Below are 26245 nucleotides of genomic sequence, written 5' to 3'. Positions count from 1 at the left end.
CCGCCGCTCACCACCCCGTACTACAGGTTCTTGTAGAGGTGGTACATCGTCGTCTCGTAGCCGAGCGACTCGTAGAGGCGCTCGGCCGGGGTATTGCCCGCGAAGACATTGAGAGCGATGCGGCTCCTCCCGGCGGCCGCCGCCTGGGCCTCGGCCAGGAGCATGAGCGTACGGCCGTGCCCTTTGCCACGATGCGCCGCGTGAGCCTCGACGTTGTAGACGAAGGCGCTTCCGTCGCGCTCTCCCAGCCAAAGATCCCCGACCCGGCTGCCTTCGTGTTCCAGGACGCTGAGGAGCACGTTCTCGGTGGCGAGCCCTTGTGGCAGCAAATGATCGTGGTCCCGCTGCGACTTGGCGTACGCCTCCGCCTCCGGCACTCCACGGCTGATCCACGACTGCGCGTAATGCTCCCTGCCCTGCCGGTCCCAGGCCTGGTACTCGGCCTGCGTCATGGGGCGGCCGCGGCTCCCTGCGGGCAGTTCGGGCGGGGTCTCACCGAGTGCCTTCTCCATGCTGCGGTTGCGCGTGACGAAACCGAGCGCGTTGGTGAGCCGGAGCCCGGCCGCGGAGTCCGCGGGAACCGCCGTCTCGATCCGCTCACAACCCCAGCCGCGCGCCACCTCCTCCGCGGCGAGCGCGGCCACTGTGCCCCGCCCCCGCCGCCGGTCCGGCTCCTCGATGCGCAGCCGGCGGATCTGGGCGACGGACGGCCCGAACACGGCATGCGTCGCGAGGTGTATCTCGCCCACCGGACGGCTGTTCACACACACTTGGTAGCGGCGCGAACGCGTCCCGTCGGCGGCATGCTGGAGCGGCTCGGTCGGCCGCAGAGTGGTGGTCATCAAAGGTGTTCTACCCGCTGCGCAGTCCCAGGTCAGCCGAATTAATTCGGCTTTATCGGCTTTATGGGTCGAGGTCGTTCCCAGCCCGCTCGTCGAAGACCCGCATCGCCTTGGCGGTCACGGGGCCCGGCGCACCCGGGAGTTCGCGGGAGTCGACCCGGTGCACGGCCTGCACATCCCGCAGCGTGGAGGTCAGGAAGACCTCCTCGGCGGATTCCAGGACGTCCAGCGGCAGATCGGTCTCCTTGGCGCCGGTCCACTCGACGGCGAGCGCGCAGGTGATGCCGGCGAGGCAGCCGGAGGCGACCGGCGGAGTGTGGATCTCACCGTCGAGGACGACGAAGACGTTGGACCCCGTGCCCTCGCACAGTTGCCCCACCGTGTTGGCGAACAACGCCTCGGACGCGCCGTGTTCGCGCGCGCGGGCCAGGGCGACGACGTTCTCGGCGTACGAGGTGGTCTTGAGGCCCGTCAGGGCGCCGCGCTCGTTGCGGGTCCAGGGGACGGTGATCACGGCGGTGGAGTCGGGGCGCCGGCCGGACGCGCCGAGGGCGACGACCAGGGTCGGGCCGTGTTCACCGCGGTCGGAGCCGAGCGGGCCGTGGCCGCCGGTGTACGTGATCCGCAGCCGGCCGAGCGGCATCGGGTTGGCGTCCAGGACGGCGGCGCAGGCGCGGCGCACCTCGTCGAGGTCGGGCTCGGGCAGCCCGAGGCCGCGCGCCGAGCGGGCCAGCCGGTCGAGGTGGCGGGTCAGCGCGAACGGCCGCCCGTCGACCGCCTTCACGGTCTCGAAGATGCCGTCGCCCACGGTGAGTCCGTGGTCGAATACGGAGACGCGGGCGGCCTCGATGTCCTGCAGCCCGCCGTCGAGCCAGAGCTTCACTGAATTTCACCTCGCGCGTAAGTGCCGGGTCCGTCGTTCGACGTGATGGTCCGGCCGGGGATCCGGCCCGCGGCGGAGCCGCTGTCGGATGCGGCGCCCCGGGTGGACACAGCACGTCAGGGTCCCCCACCTGCCTCGTACACCCCCGACGCTACCGCGAGCAGTCTGGCGGCCTTGAGTTCGGTCTCGCGCCATTCTCCGTCGGGGTCGGAGCCCCAGGTGATGCCGGCGCCGGTGCCGAACCGCAGCATTCCTGCCTGCCGGTCGGTCCAGAAGGTGCGGATGCCGACGGCGAGTTCCGCGGTGTGGTGGTCGGCGTCGACCCAGCCGATGGCTCCGCAGTAGGGGCCGCGGGGTGCCGTCTCCAGGGCGTCGATGATGTGCAGGGCGCTGGTCTTGGGGGCGCCGGTGACGGAGCCGGGCGGGAAGGCGGCGGCGAGGAGTTCGGGCCAGCCCGCGTCCTCGCGGAGTTCGCCGTGGACGGTGGAGACGAGGTGGACCAGCCCCGGGTGTTTCTCGACCGCGCACAGGTCGGGGACGGTCACACTGCCGATGGCGCAGACCTTGCCGAGGTCGTTGCGGACCAGGTCCACGATCATCACGTTCTCGGCGTAGTCCTTGTCCAGGAGGTCGGCCTCGGTGCGTCCGGTGCCCTTGATGGGGCCGGATTCGACGGTCCGGCCGTCGCGGCGCAGGAAGAGTTCGGGGGAGGCTGTGGCTGTTTCGACGCCGTGGGCGGGCAGGCGGATCGTTCCGGCGTACGGTGCCGGGTTGCCGCGGGCGAGGAGGGCGGTGAGGGCGTCGACATCGGCGTCGGGGGCGATGGGTGCGGACAGGATGCGGCAGAGGTTGGCCTGGTAGACCTCGCCGGCTGCTATGTGCGCGCGGATGCGGCGTACGCCTGCGGTGTACGCGGCGTGGTCGAGTGATGACGTCCAGTCGCCGGTCGCGGGTCCCTGCCACTGTCCGGGGACCGGTGCGGGTACGGGTTCCTTGCGTATGTCGCGGAAGCGGGCGCAGACGAGGCGTCCCTCGAAGTCGGCGGAGACCGCCCAGAAGCCGGTGGAGTCCAGGGCGGAGGGGTCGCAGGTCACATCGAGGAGACCGGTCGCGACGAGTCCACCGAAGCGGGCGAGGGGAGGGAGGTCGAGCACGCAGTCGAGTCTAGGGCGGGTGACCTGCGGGTGCCCCGACCGTGTCCTTGGAGTGGACGTACCGCAGCACGCTGCACAAACGCGTTTTTGTGCTGGCCCCGGAATCCGCTAGAGTTCAACACGTCGCCGGGACGCGTGAGCCGATCGGAAACGACAAGCGGACGTAGCTCAGTTGGTAGAGCGCAACCTTGCCAAGGTTGAGGTCGCCAGTTCGAACCTGGTCGTCCGCTCGCAGGAAGTGGGGGATCTTCCCGAACCCCCGCACTCCTGGTGGAGTGGCCGAGAGGCGAGGCAACGGCCTGCAAAGCCGTCTACACGGGTTCAAATCCCGTCTCCACCTCCAAGGACGATTAGCTCAGCGGGAGAGCGCTTCCCTGACACGGAAGAGGTCACTGGTTCAATCCCAGTATCGTCCACTGGTCCGCAAGGACTCGGTCCGTAAGGATCCCCGCGCGATTAGCTCAGCGGGAGAGCGCTTCCCTGACACGGAAGAGGTCACTGGTTCAATCCCAGTATCGCGCACGCAGCACCAGCAGTAGGCGTGGCTCAGGCCGCGTGACCTGCGCGATTAGCTCAGCGGGAGAGCGCTTCCCTGACACGGAAGAGGTCACTGGTTCAATCCCAGTATCGCGCACCAGCCGAAGCCCCCGGCCGTCTCGTACGGTCGGGGGCTTCGTCGTGTCCGGGGGTCCCGGGACCCATGGAGTCCCGGGACTTCGGGAATGTCAGGACGAGAAGAGCATGCGGCCGAAGCTCTTCTGACGGTGGTGGCCGCCGTAGTGTCCGCCGTGGCCTCCGTGACCGCCGTGCTGCGGGGCGCCCCAGGCGGGTGCGGGTGCGCCCTGGTACGGGGCGGCCGGGGGCGGCGGCGCGGGCTGCGACCACTGCGACTCCATGCGGGTCAGCGACTCCAGCTCGCCGTAGTCGAGAAATATCCCGCGGCAACCGCTGCACTGCTCGATCTGGACGCCGTTGCGGTTGTACGTGTGCATCGGCGCATGGCACTTCGGACACTGCATGCTCGGCTCAACTCCTCGCCGTCGGTACTGCTTCCGCCAGGACAGACTCTGCCCGGCTTCGGTCGGTTGCACCCTACTTGGCGAAATCGTGCGCCAACTCGGGCGGGGCGCCGCTCATTCGGTCGCAGGCGTCGATCACGGCCTGCTCCACCTCGTCCAACGGGCGGCCCTCCGCGGCGGACTTGGCGATCGCCAGGGCGGCCGTCTGCACGGTGAGGGCGCGGGCCGCGACGTCCAGGGCGGGCCAGGGGTCGCCGTGGGCGGGGACGGCCGGACCGCCCGCGTGCCGGTAGGCGGTCAGGAAGCGGGTCCAGTCGTCGGGCGGGAGCAGGCCGCAGGCGTACCAGGCGGCCGGGCGGGCCAGGTCCCAGGCCGGGACGCCCACGCCCAGGTCGTCGACGTCGATGAGGAGCCAGCGGCCGGTCGTCGCGGGGTGGCGTACGAGCTGGCCGAGGTGGAGGTCGCCGTGACAGAGGGTCGCCGTGGCCGGCATGGGGGCTTCCGCGCGGGCCCAGGCCGGGAGGGCTGCCCAGGCACGCAGGACCGGGGCTGCGGCCGTGTGCGGGCCCGCCGCCCGGAGCCGGTCGATCGCGCGGGCCGCCTTGGCGGGGCCTCGCATGGGCGGCAGCCCGCCCGGCACGGGCGCCCGGTGCAGCCGGGCCAGCAGGGTGGCGGCGGCCTCCCACGGGGCCGCCTCGGGATTCTCCGGGTCGACGGGCGTGCCGTACGGCCAGAAGGTCACCAGGCGTCCGTGCAGGTCGACGGGGACCGGGCGCAGCGGGGCGAGGAGGGTACCGGTGAGGGCGGGGTGCGCGGCGACCGCCAGGCGACGGAGGAGCTCCGCCGGGTCCGTACCGGGTGCGTGCGCCTTGGCGACGGTGTCACCGTGCCGGACGACGGTGCCGTCCTGCCTGTCGGCGAGCACCGTGTCGGGATGCGCGCACACCCCCTCCGCGTGGGCCGCGACCCGCACCTTGGCGGTCAGCGCGGTCAGCACATCTGCGGTCACGCGGGATCCCCCTGGGATGCGATCGGTTCCTCACGAGCGTACGCACGCACCGAAGGGCCCTGAACCGCAACCATCAATTGAGGAACCACTACGGCGAGCAATTTGGTCCGCGAAAGCGGCGCCGGTTTAGGCGCAAAAGACGGCACAAAAACGCCCGCGCAGCTCCCCAGCTGCGCGGGCATTTTTTGCCGTCCGCCGCACCCCCGTCCCCACGGGGTTTCATGGCCGGATGTCCCCGCCCGGACCGCTCTTCCGGGCCTGGGGCGCCGCTCAGCGCCCCAGCATCACGCCCACGGACGACGCTTGTGTGACCACTGCTTCCCAGCCGCCGAAGACGACTACGAGCAGGGCCGCCAGGGGGAGGACCATTGCTGTCGCCACCAATGGGTGGCGCTGACCCTGGCGGCGGGTGCCGAACGCCGCGGCGTATGCCTTGCGTCCTTGCGTGCGGATCGCCGTCCGCGGTGCCGTGTGGGCCATGGTCCCTCTCCTGACCGAGCTTCTGTTGTGGTTGGCAGCGGCGGGTGTCTGACCTCGGGGGACGAGTGCTGCACCCGCCGCTTGACCTCAAATCTAGGTGCGCGGCGCCGATGGGTCGTCATGCCCTCGTACCGATTGGCGGGCCTCCCGGAGGATGACCGATGACCTGCGGAGTACTCCCCTGGGTGGAGACGAGGTCCTAGGTCTCAGGGTCTTCCCGGAGGGGGTGCCCGGTCTGTGCCTGCTATCCCGGCTGTTCCGAGCTGTCCTCCCTGGGTACCGGCTGCTCCACCAGCGCCAGGACCCGGGTCGCCATGAAGCGGGCGGTGCGGACCACTGATCCGCTTCGGGTGACTTCGCTCACTTCTACGACACCTCGGCGTACCGCCGTCTCCACCCTGCGGCCTGCCCTGCTGGCCACCACCTCGTATGTACGTGTCGTGTCCCCGGCGTCCACGACTATCTCCACTCGGTCACCCTTCACGGGTTCAATCCCCCTTCTGCGACGGGTGGTTGGGATCACAGTCGGTCCAAAGCCGCACTGTTCACACGCTCCCTGACCACCTTTCAAGTTTCCCACCCGGCACTGACAATCGATCGGGCCGAGAGGGCGCGGCCTCTGCGCGCCACCGGCCGCGTAAACGTAAGCTGTGGCTCGTCAAACGGACCGGGCAGCGGGGATGGACATGGCGATGATGCGCCTGAGGCGCGAGGACCCGCGTGTCGTCGGCTCGTTCAGGCTTCACAGACGGCTCGGCGCGGGTGGTATGGGCGTGGTCTACCTGGGCTCCGACCGGCGTGGGCAGCGGGTCGCGCTGAAGGTGATCCGGCCGGATCTGGCGGAGGATCAGGAGTTCCGGTCGCGGTTCGCGCGCGAGGTCTCTGCGGCGCGGCGGATTCGCGGCGGGTGCACGGCGCGGCTTGTCGCGGCGGATCTGGAGGCGGACCGGCCGTGGTTCGCCACGCAGTACGTTCCCGGGCCCTCCCTGCACGACAAGGTCGCCGAGGAAGGGCCGCTGACCGCCGCCGATGTGGCCTCCGTCGGTGCCGCCCTCTCCGAGGGGCTCGTCGCGGTGCACGAGGCCGGTGTCGTACACCGGGATCTCAAGCCCTCCAACATCCTGCTGTCCCCGAAGGGGCCGCGGATCATCGACTTCGGGATCGCCTGGGCGACGGGGGCGAGCACGCTCACGCATGTCGGTACGGCTGTCGGGTCGCCGGGCTTCCTCGCGCCCGAGCAGGTGCGCGGGGCCACCGTCACTCCGGCCACGGACGTGTTCGCGCTAGGCGCCACCCTCGCGTACGCGGCGACCCAGGACTCCCCCTTCGGGCACGGCAGTTCCGAAGTGATGCTCTACCGGGTGGTGCACGAGGAGCCCCAACTGCACGGCGTTCCGGACGCGCTGGCACCCCTCGTGCGGGCTTGCCTCGCGAAGGACCCGGAGGAGCGGCCCAGCACGCTCCAACTGTCGCTGCGGCTCAAGGAGATCGCCGCCCGCGAGGCACAGGGGCTGGCCGAAGCCCGTCCGCCCGCGCCGCGTACCGATCCCGACCGGCCGACGGGGCGGCTCGCCGAGCAGTACACCGAGAGGTACACCGAGCAGCGCACCCAGCGGCGTCCGCAGGGCACTCCCTCGCCGCGTACGGGCGGGACGAACGGCGGCGGCGCACGGTCGGGGGCGCGCCCCGCTCCCCCGCGGAACACCGGCCGCACCGGCAGCAGGCCCGCGCCCCGCAGCGGCACCGGGCGGCCCGGGCCCCGGACCACCGGAACCGGTCGGCGGCCCGCCAACCCGCGGCTGCTGCGTCAGCGGCTCTTCGTGTTCGTCGTGGTGACGCTGCTGGTGGCGCTGGGGATCGCGGCGGCGCAGGGGTGTCAGGGGCCGGCGCAAAGCCTCGGTCACGACGGTGGCGTACGCGAGGTCGTACAGCAGTCGCAGTCCTACGAGCCCCTTCACGGGGATCCGATGGCCGAGCGGTACTGGGGCTGACTCCAGCAGGAGTACTAGTCTTCTGAGTCAGGAATTCTATTCAGATAACTGGCGAGGCGTTCGAGGATCTCGTCCGCGGTCTTCGTCCAGACGTAGGGCTTCGGATCGGTGTTCCAGGCGGCGATCCAGGTGCGGATGTCCTTCTCCAGCGCTTGGACGGTCCTGTGGACGCCTCGCCGTATCTGTTTGTTGGTCAGTTCGGCGAACCAGCGCTCGACGAGGTTCAGCCAGGACGATCCGGTCGGCGTGAAGTGCAGGTGGAAGCGGGGATGGGCCAGCAGCCACTTCTTGATGGCGGGGGTTTTGTGGGTGGCGTAGTTGTCGCAGATGAGGTGGACATCCAGGCCGGCAGGCACCTCTTTGTCGAGCTTGGTCAGGAACTTCTTGAACTCCTCGGCACGGTGTCTGCGGTGCAGGGAGCCGATCACTTTGCCGGTGGCGACCTCAAGGGCCGCGAACAGGGTGGTGGTGCCGGCCCGGACGTAGTCGTGCGTTGCCCGCTCGGGAACCCCGGGCATCATCGGCAGGACGGGCTGGGACCGGTCCAGCGCCTGGATCTGCGACTTCTCGTCGACACAGAACACCAGGGCCCGCTCGGGCGGGTCCAGGTAGAGGCCGACGACATCGTGGACCTTGTCGACGAAATACGGATCGGTCGACAGCTTGAAGGTCTCCGACCGGTGCGGCTGCAGGCCGAAGGCCCGCCAGATCCGTGACACCGACGACTGCGAAAGACCCATCTCTTTCGCCATCGCCCGCGTCGACCAGTGCGTCGCGTTCTTTGGAGTGGACTCCAGTGTCCTGGCGATCACCGCGGCGACCTGCTCGTCCGTCACCGTCCTGGGACCGCCCGGACGCGGCATGTCTCCAAGACCAGCGATCCGGTACTGCACGAACCGGGCCCGCCAGCGGCCCACCGCATGAGGTGTGGAGCCGAGTTCAGCAGCCACGTCCTTGTTCGACGCACCCGCGGCACAGGCCAGGATGATCCGACACCGCAATGCCCATGCCTGCGGCGTGGAATGTCGCCGCACCCACCCCTCGAGTGCGGCCCGTTCCTCGTCCGACAGCGTCAACTCGGCCTTCGGCCGCCCCGTCCGTGCCATGGAACAAGCCTATACATCTGAATAGAAGTCCTGACTCAGAAGACTAGGGGCTGCGGGCGGCCCGTCGCCACCGCGTAGAAGGCGACCGAGGCCGCCGCGCCCACGTTGAGTGAGTCGACGCCGTGGGCCATCGGGATGCGGACCCACTCGTCCGCCGCCATCAGGGCCTTGGTGGACAGGCCGTCGCCCTCCGCGCCGAGCATCAGCGCGACGCGGTCCATGCGGTGCGGGGCCGCCTCGTCGAGGGACTTCGCCTTCTCGTCGGGGGTGAGGGCAAGCAGGTTGAAGCCGGCCTCGCGGACCGACTCCAGGCCCTTGGGCCAGGAGTCGAGCCGGGCGTACGGGACGGCGAAGACGGCGCCCATGGAGACCTTCACGCTGCGGCGGTAGAGCGGGTCGGCGCAGTCCGGGGAGAGCAGCACGGCGTCCATGCCGAGCGCCGCGGCGGAGCGGAAGATCGCGCCGATGTTGGTGTGGTCGTTGACCGACTCCATAACGACCACGCGGCGGGTGGACTGCAGGAGTTCGTCCGCCGTCGGCAATGGCTTGCGCTGCATGGAGGCGAGCGCGCCGCGGTGCACGTGGTAGCCGGTGACCTGTTCGGCGAGCTCGGGGCTGACCGCGTACACCGGGGCCGGGAGTTCGTCGATGACGTCGCGCATGACGTCGACCCACTTGGCCGAGAGCAGCATCGAGCGCATCTCGTACCCGGCGTCCTTGGCCCGTCTGATGACCTTCTCGCCCTCGGCGATGAACAGGCCCTCGGCGGGTTCGCGCTTGCGGCGCAGTTCCACGTCGGTCAGGCCCGTGTAGTCGCGCAGACGCGGGTCGGCGGGGTCCTCAACGGTGATGAGATCGGCCACAGGGTGATACTGCCTTGTCCTGGGTGCGGTGCCAACGGCTGGGAAGAGGTTGCGTTACCGGGGGTTACTGCATGGGGTTCCCGGGGGTTACTGCTTGGGGTTCCCGGGGCCCACGTTCACGACCTCGCCGATGACGATGACCGCCGGGGGCTTCACGTCCTCGGTGCGTACGGTCTCGGCGACCGTGGCCAGGGTCGCGTCGACGCGGCGCTGGGCCGCCGTCGTGCCCTCCTGGACCAGGGCGACCGGGGTGTCGCCCGGCTTTCCGTGCGCCATCAGGGTTTCGGCGATCCGGCCGATCTTGTCGACGCCCATGAGCACGACCAGGGTGCCGCGCAGCTTTGCGAGGGACTGCCAGTCGACGAGTGAGCGTTCGTCGTCGGGGGCCACATGGCCGCTGACCACTGTGAACTCGTGGGCGACCCCGCGGTGCGTGACCGGGATGCCCGCGGCGCCCGGGACCGAGATCGAGCTGGAGATGCCGGGAACGACCGTGCACGGGATGCCGGCCTCGGCGAGCGCCTGGACCTCCTCCATGCCACGGCCGTAGACGAACGGGTCGCCGCCCTTCAGCCGTACGACCGACTTGCCCTGCTTGGCGTGCTCGATCAGCGCGTTGTTGATGGCCTCCTGGGCCATGAAACGGCCGTACGGGATCTTCGCCGCGTCGATCACCTCGACGTGCGGGGGCAGTTCGGCGAGCAGGTCGCGCGGGCCGAGGCGGTCGGCGATGACCACGTCGGCCTCGGCGAGGAGGCGGCGGCCGCGGACCGTGATCAGGTCCGGGTCGCCGGGGCCGCCGCCGACCAGGGCGACGCCGGGGGTGCGGGTGCGGTGGTGGGGGGCCACCAGGGTGCCGTCGCGCAGGCCCTCGACCACCGCGTCGCGGATCGCGGCGGTGTGGCGGGGGTCGCGGCCGCGGGCATCCGTCGTGAGGACCGCCACGGTGACGCCCTCGCTGTGGCCCGTGGCCGGGGTCCACGCCGTGGCCGCGTCGGCGTCGTCCGAGCGGACGCACCAGACACGGTGGCGCTCCGCCTCGGCGGAGGCTTCGGCGTTCGCCTCGTGGTCGCTGGTGGCGATCAGGGCGTACCAAGTGTTCGCCAGGTCGCCGTTCTCGTACGGGCGTCTCGTCCAGGTGATCTCGCCTGCGTCGGCCATCGCTTCCACGGAGGGGGTGGCCTGCGGTGATACGAGGTGGATGTCCGCGCCTGCGGCGATGAGCGCCGGGAGGCGGCGTTGGGCTACCTGGCCGCCGCCGAGGACCACTACGCGGCGGCCGGTGAGGCGGAGGCCTACGGGGTAGGCGGGGTGTTCGGCCATGGCTGTGCGGCTCCTCGGGCGGGGTGGGGCGTTGGTGCCTGGAGTGGCCCCTGACGTGCGGATTTTATGGTGCGGGGGCGTGGGGGGCTGGGGTGGGGTGGGGGTTCTTTCCCCAAGCCCGCCCCTTCCCGAAACCGGGGGCTGCGCCCCCGGACCCCCCACAGTGCGGCCCGGTGGGCAGGCTGTGCCCACCCGTTCCGCCCTGCGGAACGCCTGCCCACAGCCCTCACGTCTACTTTTCGGTTACCCCTGCCGAATCGAACGTCGCCACCTCGTGCATCGCCCTCGCCGCGCTCTGTACCACCGGCAGTGCCAGCAGTGCGCCCGTGCCCTCGCCCAGGCGGAGGTCCAGGTCGACCAGGGGGCGCAGGCCCAGCTTGTTCAGGGCGGCCACGTGGCCCGGCTCCGCGCTGCGGTGGCCTGCGATGCAGGCGGCGAGGACCTCCGGAGCGATGGCGCGGGCCACGAGGGCGGCGGCGCCGGCGCTGACGCCGTCCAGGATGACCGGCGTACGGAGGGACGCGCCGCCGAGCAGGAGGCCGACCATGGCCGCGTGTTCGAGGCCGCCGATGGCCGCCATGACGCCGATGGGGTCGGCGGGGTCGGGCTGGTGGAGGTCGATGGCTCGGCGCACGACCTCGGTCTTGCGGGCGAGTGTCTCGTCGTTGATGCCTGTGCCGCGGCCCGTCACCTCGGACGGGTCGGTGTCCGTGAAGACCGAGATGAGGGCCGCCGACGCGGTGGTGTTGGCGATTCCCATCTCGCCGGTCAGCAGGGCCTTGTTGCCTGCCGCCACGAGGTCGCGGGCCGTCTCGATGCCCACCTCGATGGCCGCGATGACCTCCTCGCGGGTCATCGCGGGACCGGTCGTCATGTCGGCGGTGCCCAGGCGGATCTTGCGCGGCAGCAGGCCCGGGGTGGCCGGGAGGTCGGAGGCGACGCCCACGTCGATGACGCAGACCTCGGCGCCCACCTGGTTGGCGAAGGCGTTGCAGACCGCGCCGCCGCCGAGGAAGTTGGCCACCATCTGGGCGGTGACCTCCTGCGGCCAGTGGGTGACGCCCTGGGCGTGCACACCGTGGTCGCCGGCGAAGATCGCGACTGCGGCGGGCTCCGGGATCGGCGGCGGGCACATCCGGGACAGGCCCGAGAGCTGCGCGGAGATGATCTCCAGCATGCCTAGCGCGCCGGCGGGCTTGGTCATCCGCTTCTGGCGTTCCCAGGCCTCGCCGAGCGCCTTGGCGTCCAGCGGACGGATGTTGGAGATCGTCTCGGCGAGCAGGTCGTGCGGCTCCTCACCGGGCAGCGCGCGACGGCCGTACGTCTCCTCGTGGACGACCCACGACAGCGGGCGGCGCTTGGACCAGCCCGCCTGCATCAGCTCGGGCTCGTCCGGGAACTCGTCGACATAGCCGACGCAGAGGTACGCCACGACCTCCAGGTGCTCGGGGAGGCCCAGCGCGCGGACCATCTCGCGCTCGTCGAAGAAGCTGACCCAGCCGACGCCGAGGCCCTCGGCGCGGGCGGCGAGCCAGAGGTTCTCGACCGCGAGCGCGGAGGAGTACGGGGCCATCTGCGGCTGCGTGTGACGGCCCAGGGTGTGGCGGCCGCCGCGGGTCGGGTCGGCGGTGACGACGATGTTCACCGGGGTGTCGAGGATGGCCTCGATCTTGAGTTCCTTGAACTGCTTCGCGCGGCCCTTGGGCAGCGACTTCGCGTACGCCTCGCGCTGGCGGGCCGCGAGTTCGTGCATCGAACGCCGGGTGTCGGCGGAGCGGATGACGACGAAGTCCCAGGGCTGGGAGTGGCCCACGGACGGTGCCGTGTGGGCCGCCTCCAGGACGCGGAGCAGTACGTCGTGCGGGATCGGGTCGCTGCGGAAGCCGTTGCGGATGTCGCGGCGCTCGCGCATCACGCGCAGGACGGCCTCGCGTTCCGCGTCGTTGTAGCCGGGTGCCGCCGGGCCGGTGGACTCTCGTACGTCTTCCACTGCGGCCGTGCTCTCTTCCTGGTCGGCGCCCTGGGTGTCCAGGTCGTCCGCTTGCTGTGCGACTACGGTCTCCGGGGCCGCCGGGAGGGGCTCCGGTACGGGGGGTGCCTCGACCTCGGGCGCTGCCTCGGCCGCCGCCTCCACCACCTCTGCCTCGCGGGGCGCTGGTACGGGGGCGACCAGCTCCGTTTCGGCGGCGGGAGTCTGCGAGGTTTCCCCGGCGGGCGCCTCGGCCGTCTCCTGGACGGGGGCGGGCGCCACCAGGATCGGCTGCTCCGCGGGCTCGTCGGCCGTGGGCTGCTCCTCCGAGGGGAATGGCGGCACGGTCATGGCGTGCGGCGGGGTCGGGGCGAGGTGCGGGGTCGTCGGCACCGTGCCCTCCACGGGCACGAACTGGCCGAGGGACTGGTCCGCATGGGGCTCATGAGGGGCGTCCGGCAGTTCGGACGGGCCTGCTCCCGCTCCACCTCCGTCGCCGGAAGCCGGGAAGTGTTCGCCATGGGCCTGGCCCACGGCTGCGTGCGAGGCCTGCGCGTGGGCGCCGACGCCTGCCGGGACGCCTTGCAGCGGTTCGGCACCTACCTGGACACCCTGCAGCGCTTCGGTGGCGTCCACCTCGGCGAACGCGGTGTGCGCGGGCGCGGGGAACCCGGGGGCCACCTGCACGTGCGCCTGGGGCTGGAGCTGCGTCAGCGCGTGGTCGGGACCGTGCGGGGCGTCCGCGAACTGGGCGGCGGGGTCCGCGATGTGGACAGCGGGGGCCCCGAACTGGGCTGCCTGGGCCGGGAACTGAGGCGCCGGGTCGGTGATCTGCGGCGGGGTCGCGAGCGCTCTGCGCGGGTTCGGCTCGGGTGTGGGGCTCTGCTCGAAAGCGGCGTTCTGCTCAGGTGCGGGGCTCTGCTCGACAACGGCGTGCGGCTCGGGTGCGAAGTGCTCACCCTCCGACGGGGCCGGCGCCTGCACGGCGAGGTGCGCGGGTGCGTACGCCTCAGCGGCGGGCTCGGCGTCTTCCGGCTGTTCCGGGGCGTGCGGTGTGTCCAGGACCGTCGAGGCCGCCAGGAACGGGGTCTCATCCACGGTCTGCGGAAGATGCGGGTTCAGCGGTCCGTCCGAGGAGGACGCGGCCTCGGGAGCCTGCGCGGCTTCGTCCGCCGGGAGGGCGAAGGCGTCCGGGGACTCGGGAGCGTGCGCGAGCGCCTGGGCCACAGGGGCGTCCTGGTCCTGGGAAGCCAGAGCGAGGCCCGGGAGCTGGGCGGCCTCCGCAAGCACCTGAGCCTCAGCTACGTCCTGAGACTGTTCCTGTGCCTGCTCCTGCGCCTGGTCATGAGCAGCATGCTCGGTTCCCAGGACCGGAGCGGGCTCCAGGCCCTGCGACTCCTCCGCACTCTGCTGCGGCTCCTGCACCGGCTCCGGGACGACCGTTTCTGCAGCCACCTGCTCCGGTCCCGACGGTGGAACCCCCCACGGCACGGCGCCCTGCGGCGGGATCTCGGAGAGCTGCGGGACATCGAGGTACTCGGGCCCGGCCGTCGGCGGACCCTGGTGCCGTACGGGAGTTGCGGGGGCGGTGAACGGAGCGCCGGCAGCGGGGCTCACCGGCGCACCCGCGGGGCCGCGGTCGGCGAGTGAGCGCACCGGGCTCGCGGAGCCGTCCGGGGTCGGGGGGCCGAGGTGCAGCGGGCGGCGGGGCGGCGTCGGCTGCAGGACGGGCGCGGGGTCCGGCACACGGACGGCACCGAGGTCGACCGAGCCGCTGTCCCGCCCGGCCGTCTCGTGCGGACCGGGTTCGTCCGATCCCGACTCGTGCGGAGCCGACTCGTGCGGAACCGTCTCGTGCAGAGCCGACTCGAGAGCACCGGGTTCATGCGCACCCGGCTCGTACGCCACGGGTTCATGTGGACCCGTCTCGTGCGGCCCCTGCTCATGCGGACCCGACTCGTGAACGAACGGCATCGGGGCCGGCGGCGGCACCTCGTTGCCCCACGCGCCCTGTGCTCCCGGCGCGCCCGGCATCAGGAGCAGGTCGTCGTCATCGGCGGGGTTCTCGGAGGGGTCGAGGAAGGTGTAGGCACCCGGCGCGAGGACGCCCGGCTGATCCACCATGCCTGCGTTCTCCGGCAGTCCCTCGCCCGGGACCTGGCCGGTGTCAGTCATGCGTACCCCTCGCCCATCGGTTAGTGCTTCCAAGTCCAGCTCGCCCGGAACGGCGCACCGACCGCCCCATGGTGAAGAACGAGCGCGCGTGCCCAGCGGCACGAACGACCGGCCAAGAAAGACGACAAAGCCATTAACTGGCATTGTCCCGGTCGTCCCGCCCTCACGTCACGTCGATCCGCGAGGGCCCGCTGTGGACTGCGCCACGTTGCGCGTCCTCCGGTTCTGCCGTACCACACACACCTCAAAACGGGCGCGTTTTCCGGACATTGGCCTACGAAAGGCTGATCCCCCGAGAGCGGTACAACGATCGGCCAGCCTACCGCGCGCAGTACGACAACAGGATCACGGGGCGCGATCGGGTAGACGGCCTGTGAGCAGGAACGCGACGCTCCGTTCCGTCTCCGTCCATGCCCTTGTGTCGAGTTCGACGGACTGGATGAGCGCGCACTCGACCTGGTAGCCGTGCTCCGTCAGGCCTCTGCCGATGAGTTCGGCCGCGTCGCGGGTCGAGGCGTGCGTGACGATGACTCGTGGACGACGGTCGGCGACCGCCGAGACCACCGCGGCTCCGCCGCCCCCGACACGTACGACATCGGGTTCGGGAAGGTCCTCCAGGATGTGCGGCGCGGCCCCGGGCACGATCTGCATCTGGACGCCGAAGCGGCGGGCGGAGTCCTCGGTGCGGGCGCAGGAGCCGGGGTTCCGGTCGACGGCGATGACGGCGGCGCCGGTGCGTGCCGCCTCGGTGGCGAAGGCGCCGCTTCCGGAGCCGATGTCCCAGACGAGGTCTCCGACGCGCGGGCCCAGGCGGGCGAGTTGGGCGGCGCGCAGCAGATCCGTTTCGCCTTCGCCGAGTGCGCCGCCGTACGCCTTCGCGGGCAGCGCCCAGCCGCGCGGTCCGGCGCCCGGCTCGCGTCCGGCGATCCAGCCGCCGCCCTCGACCGCGGCCACGAAGCCGCCGATGACGATGACGACGTTGGGGTCCCGCCAGGTGTGGTCGGCGGCCTTGTCGGAGGTGAGGATCGTGACCTGTTCGCGTGCGGTGCCGAGTTCCTCGCAGATGACGAAGGTGCGGTGCACTCCGTCCATGAGGAGGCCGAGCTCGGCGGGGCCTGCACCGGGCGAGGTGAGGACGGCGACCTTTGTGTGGGCGCGGCATACGTTCACCGCGCGTCGCAGGGTGCGGGGATGTGCGACGACCACCTCCGCGTCGTCCCAGGCCATTCCGGCGCGGGCGAACGCGGTGGCCACCGAGGAGACGGCGGGGACGACTTCGACCTCCAGGCCGAACTCGGGTCCCCGCAGGGTGCGTACGACGCCGAAGAAGCCCGGGTCCCCGTCGGCGAGGACGACGGCGCTGCCACGGTGGTTGGCGATCCGGCGGGCGGCGAGGGCGACGCTGCCGAGGCGGATGCGTTCGGCGGCCTTGGGCACCTCGGGGAGTGCGAGGTGATGGGCCGTGCCTGCCACCAGCGTGGCGGCGCCGAGAGCTGCGCGCGCCGCGGCGGTCAGCGGCGAGCCGTCCCAGCCGATCACCGTGACCCGGTCGGCCATCGTTGTCAGTCTCCAGAAAGGTTTTCGCAGGTCGTCAGGGGCAGGCCCGCAGGCAGGCTCCGTGAGGGTACCTGGTGCCGCCCGGCAGCGCCCCGAAGGGCTCCGACGGGCTCCGGAGAGTGGGAGCGGTCCCGGGGATTCAGTTCCAGTCGGAGAACGACGTGAAACCACTGTCGGCGAACTGGTCGCCCACGCCCTCGATGTCCTCCGGCAGCAGGCTCCACACGATGTAGTCGGTGCGCACGTCCGTCCAGCCGCCGTCCTCGGTACGGGTGCGCGCTATGCAGGCGCCCCGCAGGACACCCTCGCTGATGCAGCCGATCTTCTGGGCGACCTGCTGCGAGGCGGTGTTGTCGGCCGCCGTGCGCAGTTCGATGCGCTCGAACTTCTGGTCGCGGAACAGCCACTGGGCGGTGGCGAGCGAGGCCTCGGAGGCGTAGCCCTCGCCGCGGGCCCAGGGGGCGATGATGTACGACAGTTCGGTGGACCGCACATGCCAGTTCGTCTTGGCGAGCTGGATGATGCCGACCAGGCGCTGGGTGAGGAACTCGGTGACGGCGAGGTCGAGTCCGCGGCCCGCCTCTCGTTCGGCGGGCGCGTAGTCGGTGATCCAGGAGCGGGCGCCGTCCTCGGAGAAGGGCTGGGGCACCGCCGTCCAGGCCGCCACCATCTCGTCGTTCATCATCTCGGCCAGGGCGGAGACGTCCTCGTCCTCGAGCGCACGCAGTACCAACCGCTCCGTGCTGATGGAGATGTCGGGGAAGGTGCTTGTCATGCGCCGCTCCGTAACCTTCGGGAACCTCAGGCCCTGGGGAAGCCACCGGGCCTGCTGAACTGCCCAGCATGCAGCATGAAACCACCGTGACGCACCACGGGGTCCACTCCAGGTGATGAAGTGGACCCCGTGCGGTGACGAGAACCGTCAGCCGGAAGTGACGGGCAGGACCGAGCCCTTGTACTTGTCCTCGATGAACTTCTTGACCTCAGTCGAGGTGAGGAGCTTCGCGAGCTTCTGCACGCGCGGGTCGTCCTCGTTGCCCTTCTTCACCGCCAGGAGGTTCGCGTAGGGGTTGTCCTTCGCGGACTCCAGGAGGATCGCGTCGGTCGCGGGGCTGAGCCCCGCGTCCTGGGCGTAGTTGTTGTTGATGACCGCCGCGGCCACGTCGTCGAGAGAGCGCGGCAGTTGGGCGGGCTCCAGCTCCTTGAACTTCAGGTGCTTGGGGTTGGCCGTGATGTCCTCGGGGGACGCAGTCGTGCCGGCACCCTCCTTGAGCGTGATGACGCCCTTGGAGGCCAGGAGCTTGAGGGCGCGTCCCTCGTTGGTGACGTCGTTGGGTACGGCGACGGTGGCTCCGTCGGCGAGCTCGGTGACGTCCTTGACCTTCTTCGAGTACACGCCCATGGGAGGCAGGTACGGCTTGACGACCGACACCAGGTCCGTGCCCTTGGACTTGTTGAAGTCGTCCAGGAAGGGCTGGTTCTGGTAGAGGTTCGCGTCGAGCGAGCCCTCCTGGAGCGCGGTGTTCGGCAGGACGTAGTCGGTGAACTCCCTGATCTCCAGGTCGAGGCCCGCCTTCTCGGCGAGATCCTGCTTGATGTACGACAGGACCTCGCCGGCGGGTACGGCGGTGGCGCCGACGACCAGGGCGTCGTCGTCACCACTGCCGGAGTCCGAGCCCGAACCGCAGGCGGTCAGTCCGAGGCCGAGGGCAATCGCGGCGGACACCGCGGATATGACGTGCTTGCGCATGGTGTTGACCCCTCTGAAACCGGTCGCGACGTCAGAACGACGCGATGACGGAACCCTCGTACTTGTCCTCGATGAACTTCTTGACCTCGGGCGAGGTGAGGAGCTTCGCGAGCTTCTTGACGCGCGGGTCGTCCTCGTTGCCCTCCTTGACGGCGAGGAAGTTGCCGTACGGGTTGTCCGTCGCGGACTCCAGGACGAGGGCGTCCTTGGCGGGCGAGAGGTCGGCCTCGATGGCGTAGTTGCCGTTGATGACCGCGGCGTCGACGTCCTCCAGGGAGCGAGGGGTCTGGGCCGCCTCCAGCTCCTTGAACTTGAGGTCCTTCGGGTTCTTGGTGATGTCCGAGGGGGTCGCTTCGTTGCCCACGCCGTCCTTGAGCGTGATGATCCCGTTGGCGGCGAGCAGCTTCAGCGCGCGCGCCTCGTTGACGCTGTCGTTCGGGACGGCGATCGTCGCGCCGCTCTTCAGGTCGTCGGCGCTCTTGACCTTGCTGGAGTACAGGCCGAGCGGCTCCAGGTGCACCGTGACGACGGGCACGATGTGGGTGCCGTTCTTCTTGTTGAAGTCGTCGAGGTACGGCTGGTTCTGGAAGTAGTTGGCGCCCACGGACCCGTCCTCGGTCGCCGTGTTCGGCGTCACGTAGTCCGTGAACTCCTTGACCTCCAGGTCGAGGCCCGCGTCCTTCGCCAGGTTGTCCTTGACGTAGTTGAGGATCTCGGCGTGCGGGACGGGGCTGGCGGCGACGATCAGCGGTCCGCTGGTGTCGGAGGCGGAGTCCTTGTCCGAGCCGCAGGCGGTGAGGCCGAGGGTGAGGGCTCCGGCTGCGAGGACGGCGGTCGTGAACTTTGTGGCGTTACGCACGAAAAGTGCCTTTCCATGTGGGTGTAGCTGCCCCGTGATGGGTGTACGGGGAAATCTGCGGGTGGGTGAAGAAGTACTCAGGCGACCTTGCCGACGTCCGCAGTCGCGGGTTCCTTGGCCTTCAGCAGCCTCAGCCGCGGCGCGGCCCCGGACTGGCCGCCGCGCCGGTGCAGCCCACGCGCGGCGTAGTCGCCGGCGAACTGGATGACCGAGATGACCACGGCGAGGATCCCTACGGTGATCCACATCAGCTCGGTCTCGAAGCGCTGGTAGCCGTACCGGATCGCGATGTCGCCGAGGCCGCCGGCGCCGACGGTGCCGGCCATCGCCGAGTAGCCGATCAGCGCGACGATTGTGGTGGTCGCGGAGGAGATCAGCGACGGCAGGGACTCCGGTACGAGGACCTTGCGGACGACGGTCCAGGTGTTGCCGCCCATCGACTGCACGGCCTCGACGAGCCCGCCGTCCACTTCGCGGACAGCCGTCTCGACAAGGCGCGCGAAGAAGGGGATCGCCCCGATCGCGAGCGGCACGATGGCGGCCTCGCGGCCGATCGTCGACCCGGTGAGCCAGCGCGTGAAGCTCATCAGCGCGACCATCAGGATGATGAACGGCATCGAGCGGGCGATGTTCACGATCTGCCCGATGATCCTGTTGGCCAGGACGTTCTGGAGGAGTCCGCCGCGGTCGGTGAGGACGAGCAGGATGCCGAGCGGAAGACCGCCGACGACGGCGATGAGCGTGGACCAGCCCACCATGTAGAACGTGTCCCAACACGCCTGGGACAGCAGCGGCTGCATCTCCGACCAGGTCACTTGGCACCATCCTTCAGCAGTACGGGCGCCTGGCCCTGGATGTCGATCTGCAGCCCCTGTTCGCGCAGGAACCCGATCGGCACGACGTTCTCCTCGTAGCGGCCGGGCAGTTCGATGCGCATCCGGCCGACCTGCTTGCCCGCGACGGTGTCCATCGCAGCGCCGAGGATCGAGATGTCGATGTTGTAGGTGCGGGAGAGCTGCGAGATGACGGGCTGGGTCGCGGCCTCGCCGTGGAAGGTGACGTCGATGACCGTGCGGTCGTCGCCGGACGGGTCACCGCTGACCGGGAAGAGCGCGGCGGCCAGCTCGGAGCCGGGCGTCGCGAGCAGCTCGCCGACCGTGCCGGACTCGACGATCCTGCCGTTCTCCATGAGGGCGGCCGAGTCGCAGATGGTCTTGACGACGTCCATCTCGTGAGTGATGAGCAGGACGGTGAGGCCCAGCTGCCGGTTCAGGTCGCGCAGCAGCTGGAGGATGGAGCGGGTGGTCTCGGGGTCGAGAGCGCTGGTCGCCTCGTCGGAGAGCAGCACCTGCGGGTCGCCGGCGAGGGCGCGGGCGATCCCGACGCGCTGCTTCTGGCCGCCGGAGAGCTGTGCCGGGTAGGCCTTCGCCTTGTCCGAGAGGCCGACCAGGTCGAGCAGTTCGAGCGCCTTGCGGGAGCGCTGCTGCCCCGAGACCCCGAGGATTTCGAGCGGCAGCTCGACGTTGTCCTGGACCGTGCGCGAGGACAGCAGGTTGAAGTGCTGGAAGACCATTCCGATGTGGCTGCGCGCCTTGCGGAGTTCCCGGCCGGCCCGGGAGCCCTGCCCGGCGAGCGCGGTGAGGTCCTGTCCGGCGACGGTGACCGTGCCGGAGGTGGGACGCTCCAGGAGGTTGATGCAGCGGATGAGCGAGGACTTGCCGGCGCCGGACTGGCCGATGACGCCGTACACCTCGCCTTCGCGGACGTGCAGATCGACGCCGTCGAGGGCGGTGACCTCACGGCCGCGCGAGCGGTAGACCTTGGTGAGGTCCGTGGTCGTGATCACTGGGGTTTCCGTCACTGTCGAGTGCAGGGCGTGGGTGTGCGCCGGGCACGGGTGCATTCGGTCGGGAACGCGGCACGGTTCTCGCGGTGGCGATGGCAGCCGGGGTGTGAAGAAGAATCGTGTGCGCGGGGCTGCGCCCGTCACGTCCGGGGACGGACAGGGCGCGCCGGCTCGCTTCGGGGCGCGAGGCTCGGGGTGGTGCGGGGGCCCTCTAGAAGGCGCACATTCGACACATACAACGAGCACCGGGCGTCATGCTCGCCTCGGTCGCAAGGATGCGGCTGCTCGTCGTGGTCATGGGATCAAGTAAAGCAGACACACAGGAGGGACCCACCACCGCTGTCCGTATACCGGACAGCGGTGGACGGTCTTCAGCCCCGGACGGAGATCTCCACTCCGTGCGCCGTGACCAGCGCGGACAGGGCGGAGAGGTTGTCGACCACGAGGTCGGCGTCCAGCTCGTGGGACTGGTGGGTTGTGGCCAACGCCACGGTGGTCATTCCGGCGGCGCGGCCCGCCTGCAGGCCCGCGGGGGCGTCCTCGAAGACCACGCAGCGGGCCGGGTCGACGCCCAGTTCACGGGCGGCGAGGAGGTAGGGCTCGGGGTCGGGCTTGCCGCGGGTGACGTCGTCGGCGGTGATCAGCGTCTTGGGGCGGATGCCGGCCTCGGCGAGCCGTGCCTCACCCAGGCGCCGGGTGGCGGAGGTGACGACGGCCCAGCGCTCGGCGGGGAGCGAGTCGAGGAACTCGGCCGTCCCGGGAAGCAGCAGAACCCCGCCCGGTACGTCGTCGACCTCCAGCTGTTCGATGCGCGCGAGGGCCTCGGGGACGATGTCGGCGGGCAGCAGGTCGGCGGCTATCTCGGCGGCGGGGCGGCCGTGCAGTTCGATCCGGGCGAAGTCCTCGGCGGTGATGCCGTACTCCTCGTACCAGCAGGTCCAGCAGCGGTTCACGGACTCGAGGGAGGAGACGAGCGTTCCGTCGTTGTCGAAGAGGAGGGCTTCAGCGTGGATCTTCATGCCTTCGACCCTACGGGGCACCCCGGGGGCGAACGCATCGGGTCTTTCGGCCCGTAATAGGGTCACGGCATGCTTGATGCCCTGACGGTCGCGACCGCCGTCGCCGCGCTCGCGCTCGCCGCCTGGTGCGGCTGGGCCGCCTACCGGGATCAGCCCACCAAGGACTGGCACTTCATCGGCATGGCCGTGGTGTCGCTGCTGGCCGTGATCCAGTTGGTGGTCGGCATCGTGCAGCTGGCGCGCGGCGAGAAGCCGGAGCAGGGTACGACGATCTTCGTGGCGTATCTGGTCGGCGCCTTCGCGTGCATCCCGGCCGCGGGCCTCATGTCGCTGACCGAGCGCACCCGCTGGGGATCGATCACCGTGGCCGCCGGCGGCATCGTCCTCGCCGTGCTCGAGGTGCGGCTCTACGACATCTGGGGAGGCTGAGATGACGGCCGCGGAGGAGAACGGGACCGTACCTCAGGAGAAGAAGCGGACACGGCTCATCAGCGGTCCCGGCATGCTGCTGGTCTGGCTGTACGGCGTGATGGTCGTCGGCGCCGTCTCGCGCAGCGCCGTGCAGATCTCGACGGAGTTCGACAAGGCCCCGCTCGCCTACTCGCTCTCCGCGGTCGCGGGGCTCGTCTACGGCTTCATCACGTACTCGCTCGTACGCGGCGGCGAGAGGGCCCGCAGGGCGGCGCTGGTGTGCTGCGCCGCCGAGCTCGCGGGCGTACTGATCGTCGGGACCTGGACGCTGGTGGAGCCGTCCGCCTTCCCCGACGCCACGGTGTGGTCGGACTACGGGATGGGCTATCTGTTCATCCCGGTGCTGCTGCCCCTGTCGGCGATGTACTGGCTGCGCAAGGCTGCCCGTACGGCCGGTCAGTAGCTGCTGGGCGCCGGCCACGCGGTGACGGCCGGCCGGCCCGATTCGGCTGCGCCCCGAAGGGGCGCGGGGAACTGCGCGACCAGCCACGACGGCCCCGCAGACAACGCACGGCCTACCAGCGGAGCGCCTACGCGCTGGCCGCGAACGCGCCCGCGTGGGCGCCCTTAGCCAGGGTCACCAGCGTCAGCCGCTCATCCACACGCTCCGTGGAGACCTGGGCGTAACCGTGCTTGCGGTAGAGCCCCAGGTTGCGGTCGCTGCGGTGGCCGGTGAAGAGCTCGAAGGACTTGGCCTCGCCGTCCGCGCCGAGCCTGGCCTCGATCGCGGCGAGCAGGCGTCCGCCCAGCCCATGGCGCTGCATACGCGGGTGGACGATGAGCTTGTTGATACGGGCCGTGCCCTCCGCGTCCACGGCGCCGCGGACCGAGGCCACCACCTCGTCCCCGAGCCTGGCCACCAGGACCGTGCCGTCGGCCAACTCCGCCCTGAGGGAGTCGAGCGGCTGGGTCAGCGGCTCGATGCCGTAGTCGCCGTACAGCTCCGCCTCGCTCTGGTAGCAGAGGTACTGCAGCTTGAGGATCTGCTCGGCATCCTGTGCGGTCGCCGCCGAGATGGTCACGCTCATGCCCATGTGTGCACGCCTCCCGCTCACCTGTTCCACCGGTCGTCCCTCACTCCTATCCCCGCGGTTCCCCGGCCGCAACCTCCGGCGTCAGCAATCGACGGAGACATCCCAGACATCGGGAACGTTCCGGGCCCAGACTGCCCTGTGAGATACCCAACTCCCCCGCGATCTCCCGGTAGGTGAGGTCCTTCGGGGACAGCAGTGCCGCCAGCAGGCTGGGACAGCGGCCGGGCAGGCGTCGTACCGCATCGTGCAGCGCGCGATGGCGGGCGGCGGTCATCGCCTGCTGCTCGGGGCCGGTCCCGCGGTCGTCGACGGGATCGGCGGCGTACGGCTGTTCGACGCGGGCCCGGCGGCGGCTGCGGCGGGCCTCGGAGCGGACGGCGCGGCGCAGCCAGCCCTGCGGGTCGACCGGTGGGCCATCCGTGTCGAGTCGCTCCAGGAGGCGCAGCCAGACGGCCTGTTCCAGGTCGCCCTGTTCGGCGCCGGACGCATATGCCTCGGCCGAGGCCTCGGCGGCGAGCAGTGGGCGCAGCGTGGCAACCATGTCGTGTGTCATATGCGGCACGACGCGGCCGCCCCGGCGGATGGTTGCCGGGGCGGCCGTCTGTCACCCCAACCGGGGTGGCGGGGTCATCCGTTGACGAAGTCCGCGCGGGCGAGCACCCCGGTGTCGGCGTTGTCGGTGAAGACGCCGTCGATGCCCGTGGCGAAGTAGACCTTGAAGACGCCGAAGACGTCTCCGTAGGCGTCCGCGTCGGTGCCCTTGCGGTAGGCCGGCGGCAGGAAGGGGTTCTCGTTGCGCATGGTGTACGGGTGCAGGATCAGGCCCTGCGCATGCGCGTCCTTGACCAGCGTGGTCGGCGTCGTGAAGTTGCCGCTCGCGTCCTTCGGGATGATCAGGTCGAGCGTCGGGCCGATGCCCTGGGCATAGGAGGCGATCTCCTTGAGGCCCTTGGGTGTGACCAGGTCGGCGACGGTGCGCGGGTCGCCGGTCGCGACGAAGTCCCAGGGCCGGGTGTTCGCGGCGGAGAGCAGGACCGCGAGCGGGTTGCCGACCAGCTTGTTCATGCGCTGGATGCTGGTCGGTTCGAAGGACTGGATGATGACCGGCGAGTTCTTCTTGTCCTTGCCCGCCTTGCGCAGTGCCTTGGCGAGCTTCTCCTCGGTGCCGAGGCCGAGCGCCCGGAAGTAGGTGGGGTGCTTGAGCTCCGGGTAGATCCAGACCTGCTTGCCGCGCTTGCGGGTCTGCTCGTCCTGCCACTTGAGCACCTCTTCGAACGTGGGGATCTCCCAGCGTCCGTTGTAGAGGGTGTTGTGCGGACGGTTGGCGGGGATGCGCTCGATCGCCCGCAGGGTCTTCAGCTCGGCGAGCGTGAAGTCCTCCGTGAACCAGCCGGTGGTGGCGACCCCGTCAAGGCTCTTCGTGGTCTTGCGGCTGGCGAACTCGGGGTGGTCCGCAACATCCGTGGTGCCGCCGATCTCCGGCTCGTGACGGCAGACGAGGTGACCGTCCTTGGTGGGCACCAGGTCGCCCGCCTCGACGACGTCCGCGCCGAGGTCGAGGGCCAGCTGATACGAGCCGAAGGTGTGCTCCGGCCGGTAGCCGCTCGCCCCACGGTGTCCGATGATCGTCGGCTTCGGCAGGCTCTGGTAGCCGCCGCCCGACTTCTGCGCGTCCGCGCGGGCCACGCCGGGCGCTCCGAGGACCGCTCCGCCCGCCCCGAGCACCGCGGCTCCGAGCAGCGTCCGCCGCGCGGTGCCCCGTTCCTGTCCGTTCGACTCCTGCGCTCCCATGACTACTCCCGCTGTAGTGCCCCCGCGCCAGTTCAAATCGGGTCGATCGTAAGTTCCCTTGCGTGACGGGAGGGAGACCTGTGGCGGAACACGTGGGTGCCCCTGCGTGTCGTACGGAATAAGCAAAGTGACGGTCCGTCGGCATCGGTGCCGCCATGCGGGGTACGCGCACAGCAGCGGCGCGCCGAACGGTCCTCGGGTGCGGCACGCGAGATCCGTCACATCGTCTCGCCCGTGTGACAGCCGCTCACCGGCACGCCACCGCAGGTAAACGTGCGTCAACAGTGCGTATCCACTCGGTGAACCCGATGTGCAATCACCCGGGAGCCGCGAGTATCGTCCTCACCTGCACAGACTCATACCGAATCCCTTGACACCGGAGGGCCCGTTGTCCCGCTTCGCGCTCATCAAGGCAGTGCTCGGACCGATCATGCGCCTGATGTTCCGCCCACGGGTGGAGGGTGCGGAGAACATCCCGGGCGAAGGTCCGGTGATCCTGGCCGGCAACCATCTCACGTTCATCGACTCGATGATCATGCCGCTGTTCTGCGACCGTCAGGTCTTCTTCATCGGCAAGGACGAGTACGTCACCGGCAAGGGCATCAAGGGCCGTCTGATGGCCTGGTTCTTCACCGGCTGCGGCATGATCCCGGTCGACCGGGACGGCGGGCGCGGCGGTGTCGCGGCGCTGATGACGGGCCGCCGGGTGCTGGAGGAGGGCAAGGTCTTCAGCATCTACCCGGAGGGCACCCGCTCCCCCGACGGCCGGCTCTACCGGGGCCGTACGGGCATCGCCCGGCTGGCGATGATGACCGGCGCGCCCATCGTCCCGTTCGCCATCATCGGCACGGACAAGATCCAGCCCGGCGGGGCGGGGTTTCCCCGGCCCGGCCGGGTCACTGTCCGCTTCGGCGAAGCCATGGAGTTCTCGCGGTACGAGGGGATGGACCGCGACCGGTATGTCCTGCGGGCCGTTACCGACTCCGTGATGACCGAGGTCATGCGGTTGTCGGGGCAGGAGTACGTGGACATGTACGCCACAAAGGCGAAAGCCGCCTAGGCGCTCCGCTGATTTCGCCGGGCCCCCTGCGGGTTGTTCGTTCA

The 26245-nt window shown here is 70.3% G+C and carries 25 protein-coding genes and 5 tRNA genes; 9 read left to right on the top strand and 21 right to left on the bottom strand.

Features of this window, described 5'->3' with window-relative positions; all coding sequences use genetic code 11:
* Positions 1 to 20: 20 nt before the first annotated feature.
* The 3 genes from OG246_RS24285 to OG246_RS24275 all read right to left on the bottom strand — a co-directional run bounded on the left by OG246_RS24285 (position 21) and on the right by OG246_RS24275 (position 2879).
* Positions 21 to 842 carry a GNAT family N-acetyltransferase gene (locus OG246_RS24285; protein ID WP_266467429.1) on the bottom strand — a complete coding sequence of 274 codons (822 nt, stop codon included), beginning with the start codon at positions 840 to 842 and terminating at the stop codon, positions 21 to 23.
* Positions 843 to 903: 61 nt separating this feature from the next.
* Positions 904 to 1725 carry an aminotransferase class IV gene (locus OG246_RS24280; RefSeq protein WP_266467426.1) on the bottom strand — a complete coding sequence of 274 codons (822 nt, stop codon included), beginning with the start codon at positions 1723 to 1725 and terminating at the stop codon, positions 904 to 906.
* 116 nt (positions 1726 to 1841) lie between these two features.
* The gene (locus tag OG246_RS24275) at positions 1842 to 2879 is read right to left on the bottom strand and encodes a chorismate-binding protein (protein WP_266467423.1); all 1038 of its coding nucleotides are present in this window, start codon (positions 2877 to 2879) and stop codon (positions 1842 to 1844) included.
* 157 nt (positions 2880 to 3036) lie between these two features.
* Between OG246_RS24275 and OG246_RS24270 the strand changes: the two genes are divergently transcribed.
* The 5 genes from OG246_RS24270 (at position 3037) to OG246_RS24250 (ending at position 3516) form a co-directional block, all read left to right on the top strand.
* Positions 3037 to 3109, top strand: a tRNA-Gly gene (locus OG246_RS24270).
* Positions 3110 to 3148: 39 nt separating this feature from the next.
* A tRNA-Cys gene (locus OG246_RS24265) sits at positions 3149 to 3222 on the top strand.
* A gap of 1 nt (position 3223) precedes the next feature.
* Positions 3224 to 3295 (top strand) — tRNA-Val (locus OG246_RS24260).
* Between the two features lie 34 nt (positions 3296 to 3329).
* Positions 3330 to 3401, top strand: a tRNA-Val gene (locus OG246_RS24255).
* Between the two features lie 40 nt (positions 3402 to 3441).
* Positions 3442 to 3516 (top strand) — tRNA-Val (locus OG246_RS24250).
* 88 nt (positions 3517 to 3604) lie between these two features.
* On the opposite strand, the gene OG246_RS24245 is transcribed toward OG246_RS24250, so the two are convergent.
* From OG246_RS24245 to OG246_RS24230, 4 genes are all read right to left on the bottom strand, one after another.
* A complete protein-coding gene (locus tag OG246_RS24245) occupies positions 3605 to 3898 on the bottom strand; it encodes a zf-TFIIB domain-containing protein (RefSeq protein ID WP_266467420.1) in 294 nt (97 codons plus the stop codon).
* Between the two features lie 73 nt (positions 3899 to 3971).
* Positions 3972 to 4907 carry a phosphotransferase family protein gene (locus OG246_RS24240; protein WP_266467418.1) on the bottom strand — a complete coding sequence of 312 codons (936 nt, stop codon included), beginning with the start codon at positions 4905 to 4907 and terminating at the stop codon, positions 3972 to 3974.
* A 270-nt stretch (positions 4908 to 5177) separates the two neighbouring features.
* The gene (locus OG246_RS24235) at positions 5178 to 5387 is read right to left on the bottom strand and encodes a hypothetical protein (protein WP_266467415.1); all 210 of its coding nucleotides are present in this window, start codon (positions 5385 to 5387) and stop codon (positions 5178 to 5180) included.
* 244 nt (positions 5388 to 5631) lie between these two features.
* Positions 5632 to 5871 carry a hypothetical protein gene (locus tag OG246_RS24230; RefSeq protein WP_266467412.1) on the bottom strand — a complete coding sequence of 80 codons (240 nt, stop codon included), beginning with the start codon at positions 5869 to 5871 and terminating at the stop codon, positions 5632 to 5634.
* 196 nt (positions 5872 to 6067) lie between these two features.
* Between OG246_RS24230 and OG246_RS24225 the strand changes: the two genes are divergently transcribed.
* On the top strand, positions 6068 to 7378 hold the full coding sequence (locus OG246_RS24225; protein ID WP_266470881.1) for a serine/threonine-protein kinase: 1311 nt from the start codon (positions 6068 to 6070) through the stop codon (positions 7376 to 7378).
* A 14-nt stretch (positions 7379 to 7392) separates the two neighbouring features.
* Here OG246_RS24225 and OG246_RS24220 read toward each other — a convergent pair whose 3' ends face one another.
* The 11 genes from OG246_RS24220 to OG246_RS24170 all read right to left on the bottom strand — a co-directional run bounded on the left by OG246_RS24220 (position 7393) and on the right by OG246_RS24170 (position 21845).
* Positions 7393 to 8484, bottom strand: coding sequence for an IS630 family transposase (locus OG246_RS24220; RefSeq protein WP_266457682.1), 1092 nt, complete (start codon positions 8482 to 8484; stop codon positions 7393 to 7395).
* 35 nt (positions 8485 to 8519) lie between these two features.
* A complete protein-coding gene (locus OG246_RS24215; RefSeq protein ID WP_266467409.1) occupies positions 8520 to 9347 on the bottom strand; it encodes an RNA methyltransferase in 828 nt (275 codons plus the stop codon).
* A gap of 87 nt (positions 9348 to 9434) precedes the next feature.
* A complete protein-coding gene (gene cobA / locus OG246_RS24210) occupies positions 9435 to 10670 on the bottom strand; it encodes a uroporphyrinogen-III C-methyltransferase (RefSeq protein WP_266467406.1) in 1236 nt (411 codons plus the stop codon).
* Between the two features lie 232 nt (positions 10671 to 10902).
* Positions 10903 to 14814, bottom strand: coding sequence for a nicotinate-nucleotide--dimethylbenzimidazole phosphoribosyltransferase (gene cobT / locus OG246_RS24205; protein ID WP_266467403.1), 3912 nt, complete (start codon positions 14812 to 14814; stop codon positions 10903 to 10905).
* Between the two features lie 345 nt (positions 14815 to 15159).
* Entirely contained in the window at positions 15160 to 16371 is a 1212-nt protein-coding gene (gene cbiE, locus OG246_RS24200) for a precorrin-6y C5,15-methyltransferase (decarboxylating) subunit CbiE (protein ID WP_266467400.1), read from the bottom strand.
* 139 nt (positions 16372 to 16510) lie between these two features.
* Positions 16511 to 17146 (bottom strand): GNAT family N-acetyltransferase, encoded by a 636-nt coding sequence (locus OG246_RS24195; RefSeq protein WP_266467397.1) that lies wholly within the window; start codon positions 17144 to 17146, stop codon positions 16511 to 16513.
* A gap of 147 nt (positions 17147 to 17293) precedes the next feature.
* Complete coding sequence (locus OG246_RS24190; protein ID WP_266467393.1) at positions 17294 to 18121, bottom strand: MetQ/NlpA family ABC transporter substrate-binding protein; 828 nt, start codon at positions 18119 to 18121, stop codon at positions 17294 to 17296.
* A gap of 31 nt (positions 18122 to 18152) precedes the next feature.
* On the bottom strand, positions 18153 to 18980 hold the full coding sequence (locus OG246_RS24185) for a MetQ/NlpA family ABC transporter substrate-binding protein (protein WP_266467389.1): 828 nt from the start codon (positions 18978 to 18980) through the stop codon (positions 18153 to 18155).
* Between the two features lie 77 nt (positions 18981 to 19057).
* Positions 19058 to 19795 (bottom strand): methionine ABC transporter permease, encoded by a 738-nt coding sequence (locus OG246_RS24180; protein WP_266467385.1) that lies wholly within the window; start codon positions 19793 to 19795, stop codon positions 19058 to 19060.
* A complete protein-coding gene (locus tag OG246_RS24175; protein WP_266467382.1) occupies positions 19792 to 20826 on the bottom strand; it encodes a methionine ABC transporter ATP-binding protein in 1035 nt (344 codons plus the stop codon). Before OG246_RS24175 ends, OG246_RS24180 begins: the two co-directional genes overlap by 4 nt.
* 371 nt (positions 20827 to 21197) lie before the next feature.
* Entirely contained in the window at positions 21198 to 21845 is a 648-nt protein-coding gene (locus OG246_RS24170; RefSeq protein WP_266467378.1) for an HAD family hydrolase, read from the bottom strand.
* A gap of 69 nt (positions 21846 to 21914) precedes the next feature.
* Between OG246_RS24170 and OG246_RS24165 the strand changes: the two genes are divergently transcribed.
* Together OG246_RS24165 and OG246_RS24160 are read left to right on the top strand one after the other, a co-directional pair.
* Entirely contained in the window at positions 21915 to 22274 is a 360-nt protein-coding gene (locus OG246_RS24165) for a hypothetical protein (protein WP_266467374.1), read from the top strand.
* 1 nt (position 22275) lies between these two features.
* Positions 22276 to 22719 carry a hypothetical protein gene (locus OG246_RS24160; protein ID WP_266467372.1) on the top strand — a complete coding sequence of 148 codons (444 nt, stop codon included), beginning with the start codon at positions 22276 to 22278 and terminating at the stop codon, positions 22717 to 22719.
* A gap of 127 nt (positions 22720 to 22846) precedes the next feature.
* Here the strand turns inward: OG246_RS24160 and OG246_RS24155 are convergent, their stop codons facing one another.
* The 3 genes from OG246_RS24155 to OG246_RS24145 form a co-directional block, all read right to left on the bottom strand.
* Positions 22847 to 23350 (bottom strand): GNAT family N-acetyltransferase, encoded by a 504-nt coding sequence (locus tag OG246_RS24155; RefSeq protein ID WP_266467369.1) that lies wholly within the window; start codon positions 23348 to 23350, stop codon positions 22847 to 22849.
* A 46-nt stretch (positions 23351 to 23396) separates the two neighbouring features.
* Entirely contained in the window at positions 23397 to 23903 is a 507-nt protein-coding gene (locus tag OG246_RS24150; protein WP_266467365.1) for a sigma-70 family RNA polymerase sigma factor, read from the bottom strand.
* Positions 23904 to 23977: 74 nt separating this feature from the next.
* On the bottom strand, positions 23978 to 25141 hold the full coding sequence (locus tag OG246_RS24145; RefSeq protein ID WP_266467362.1) for a glycerophosphodiester phosphodiesterase: 1164 nt from the start codon (positions 25139 to 25141) through the stop codon (positions 23978 to 23980).
* A 388-nt stretch (positions 25142 to 25529) separates the two neighbouring features.
* Here OG246_RS24145 and OG246_RS24140 point away from each other — a divergent pair, with 388 nt between their 5' ends.
* Positions 25530 to 26201 (top strand): 1-acyl-sn-glycerol-3-phosphate acyltransferase, encoded by a 672-nt coding sequence (locus tag OG246_RS24140; protein WP_266467359.1) that lies wholly within the window; start codon positions 25530 to 25532, stop codon positions 26199 to 26201.
* The last annotated feature ends 44 nt before the right edge of the window (positions 26202 to 26245 follow it).

It is taken from the genome of Streptomyces sp. NBC_00620, assembly GCF_026341825.1.
Classification (GTDB): domain Bacteria; phylum Actinomycetota; class Actinomycetes; order Streptomycetales; family Streptomycetaceae; genus Streptomyces.
Note: the sequence above shows the minus strand (reverse complement) of the source record. Positions and strands in the feature narration are given on the sequence as shown.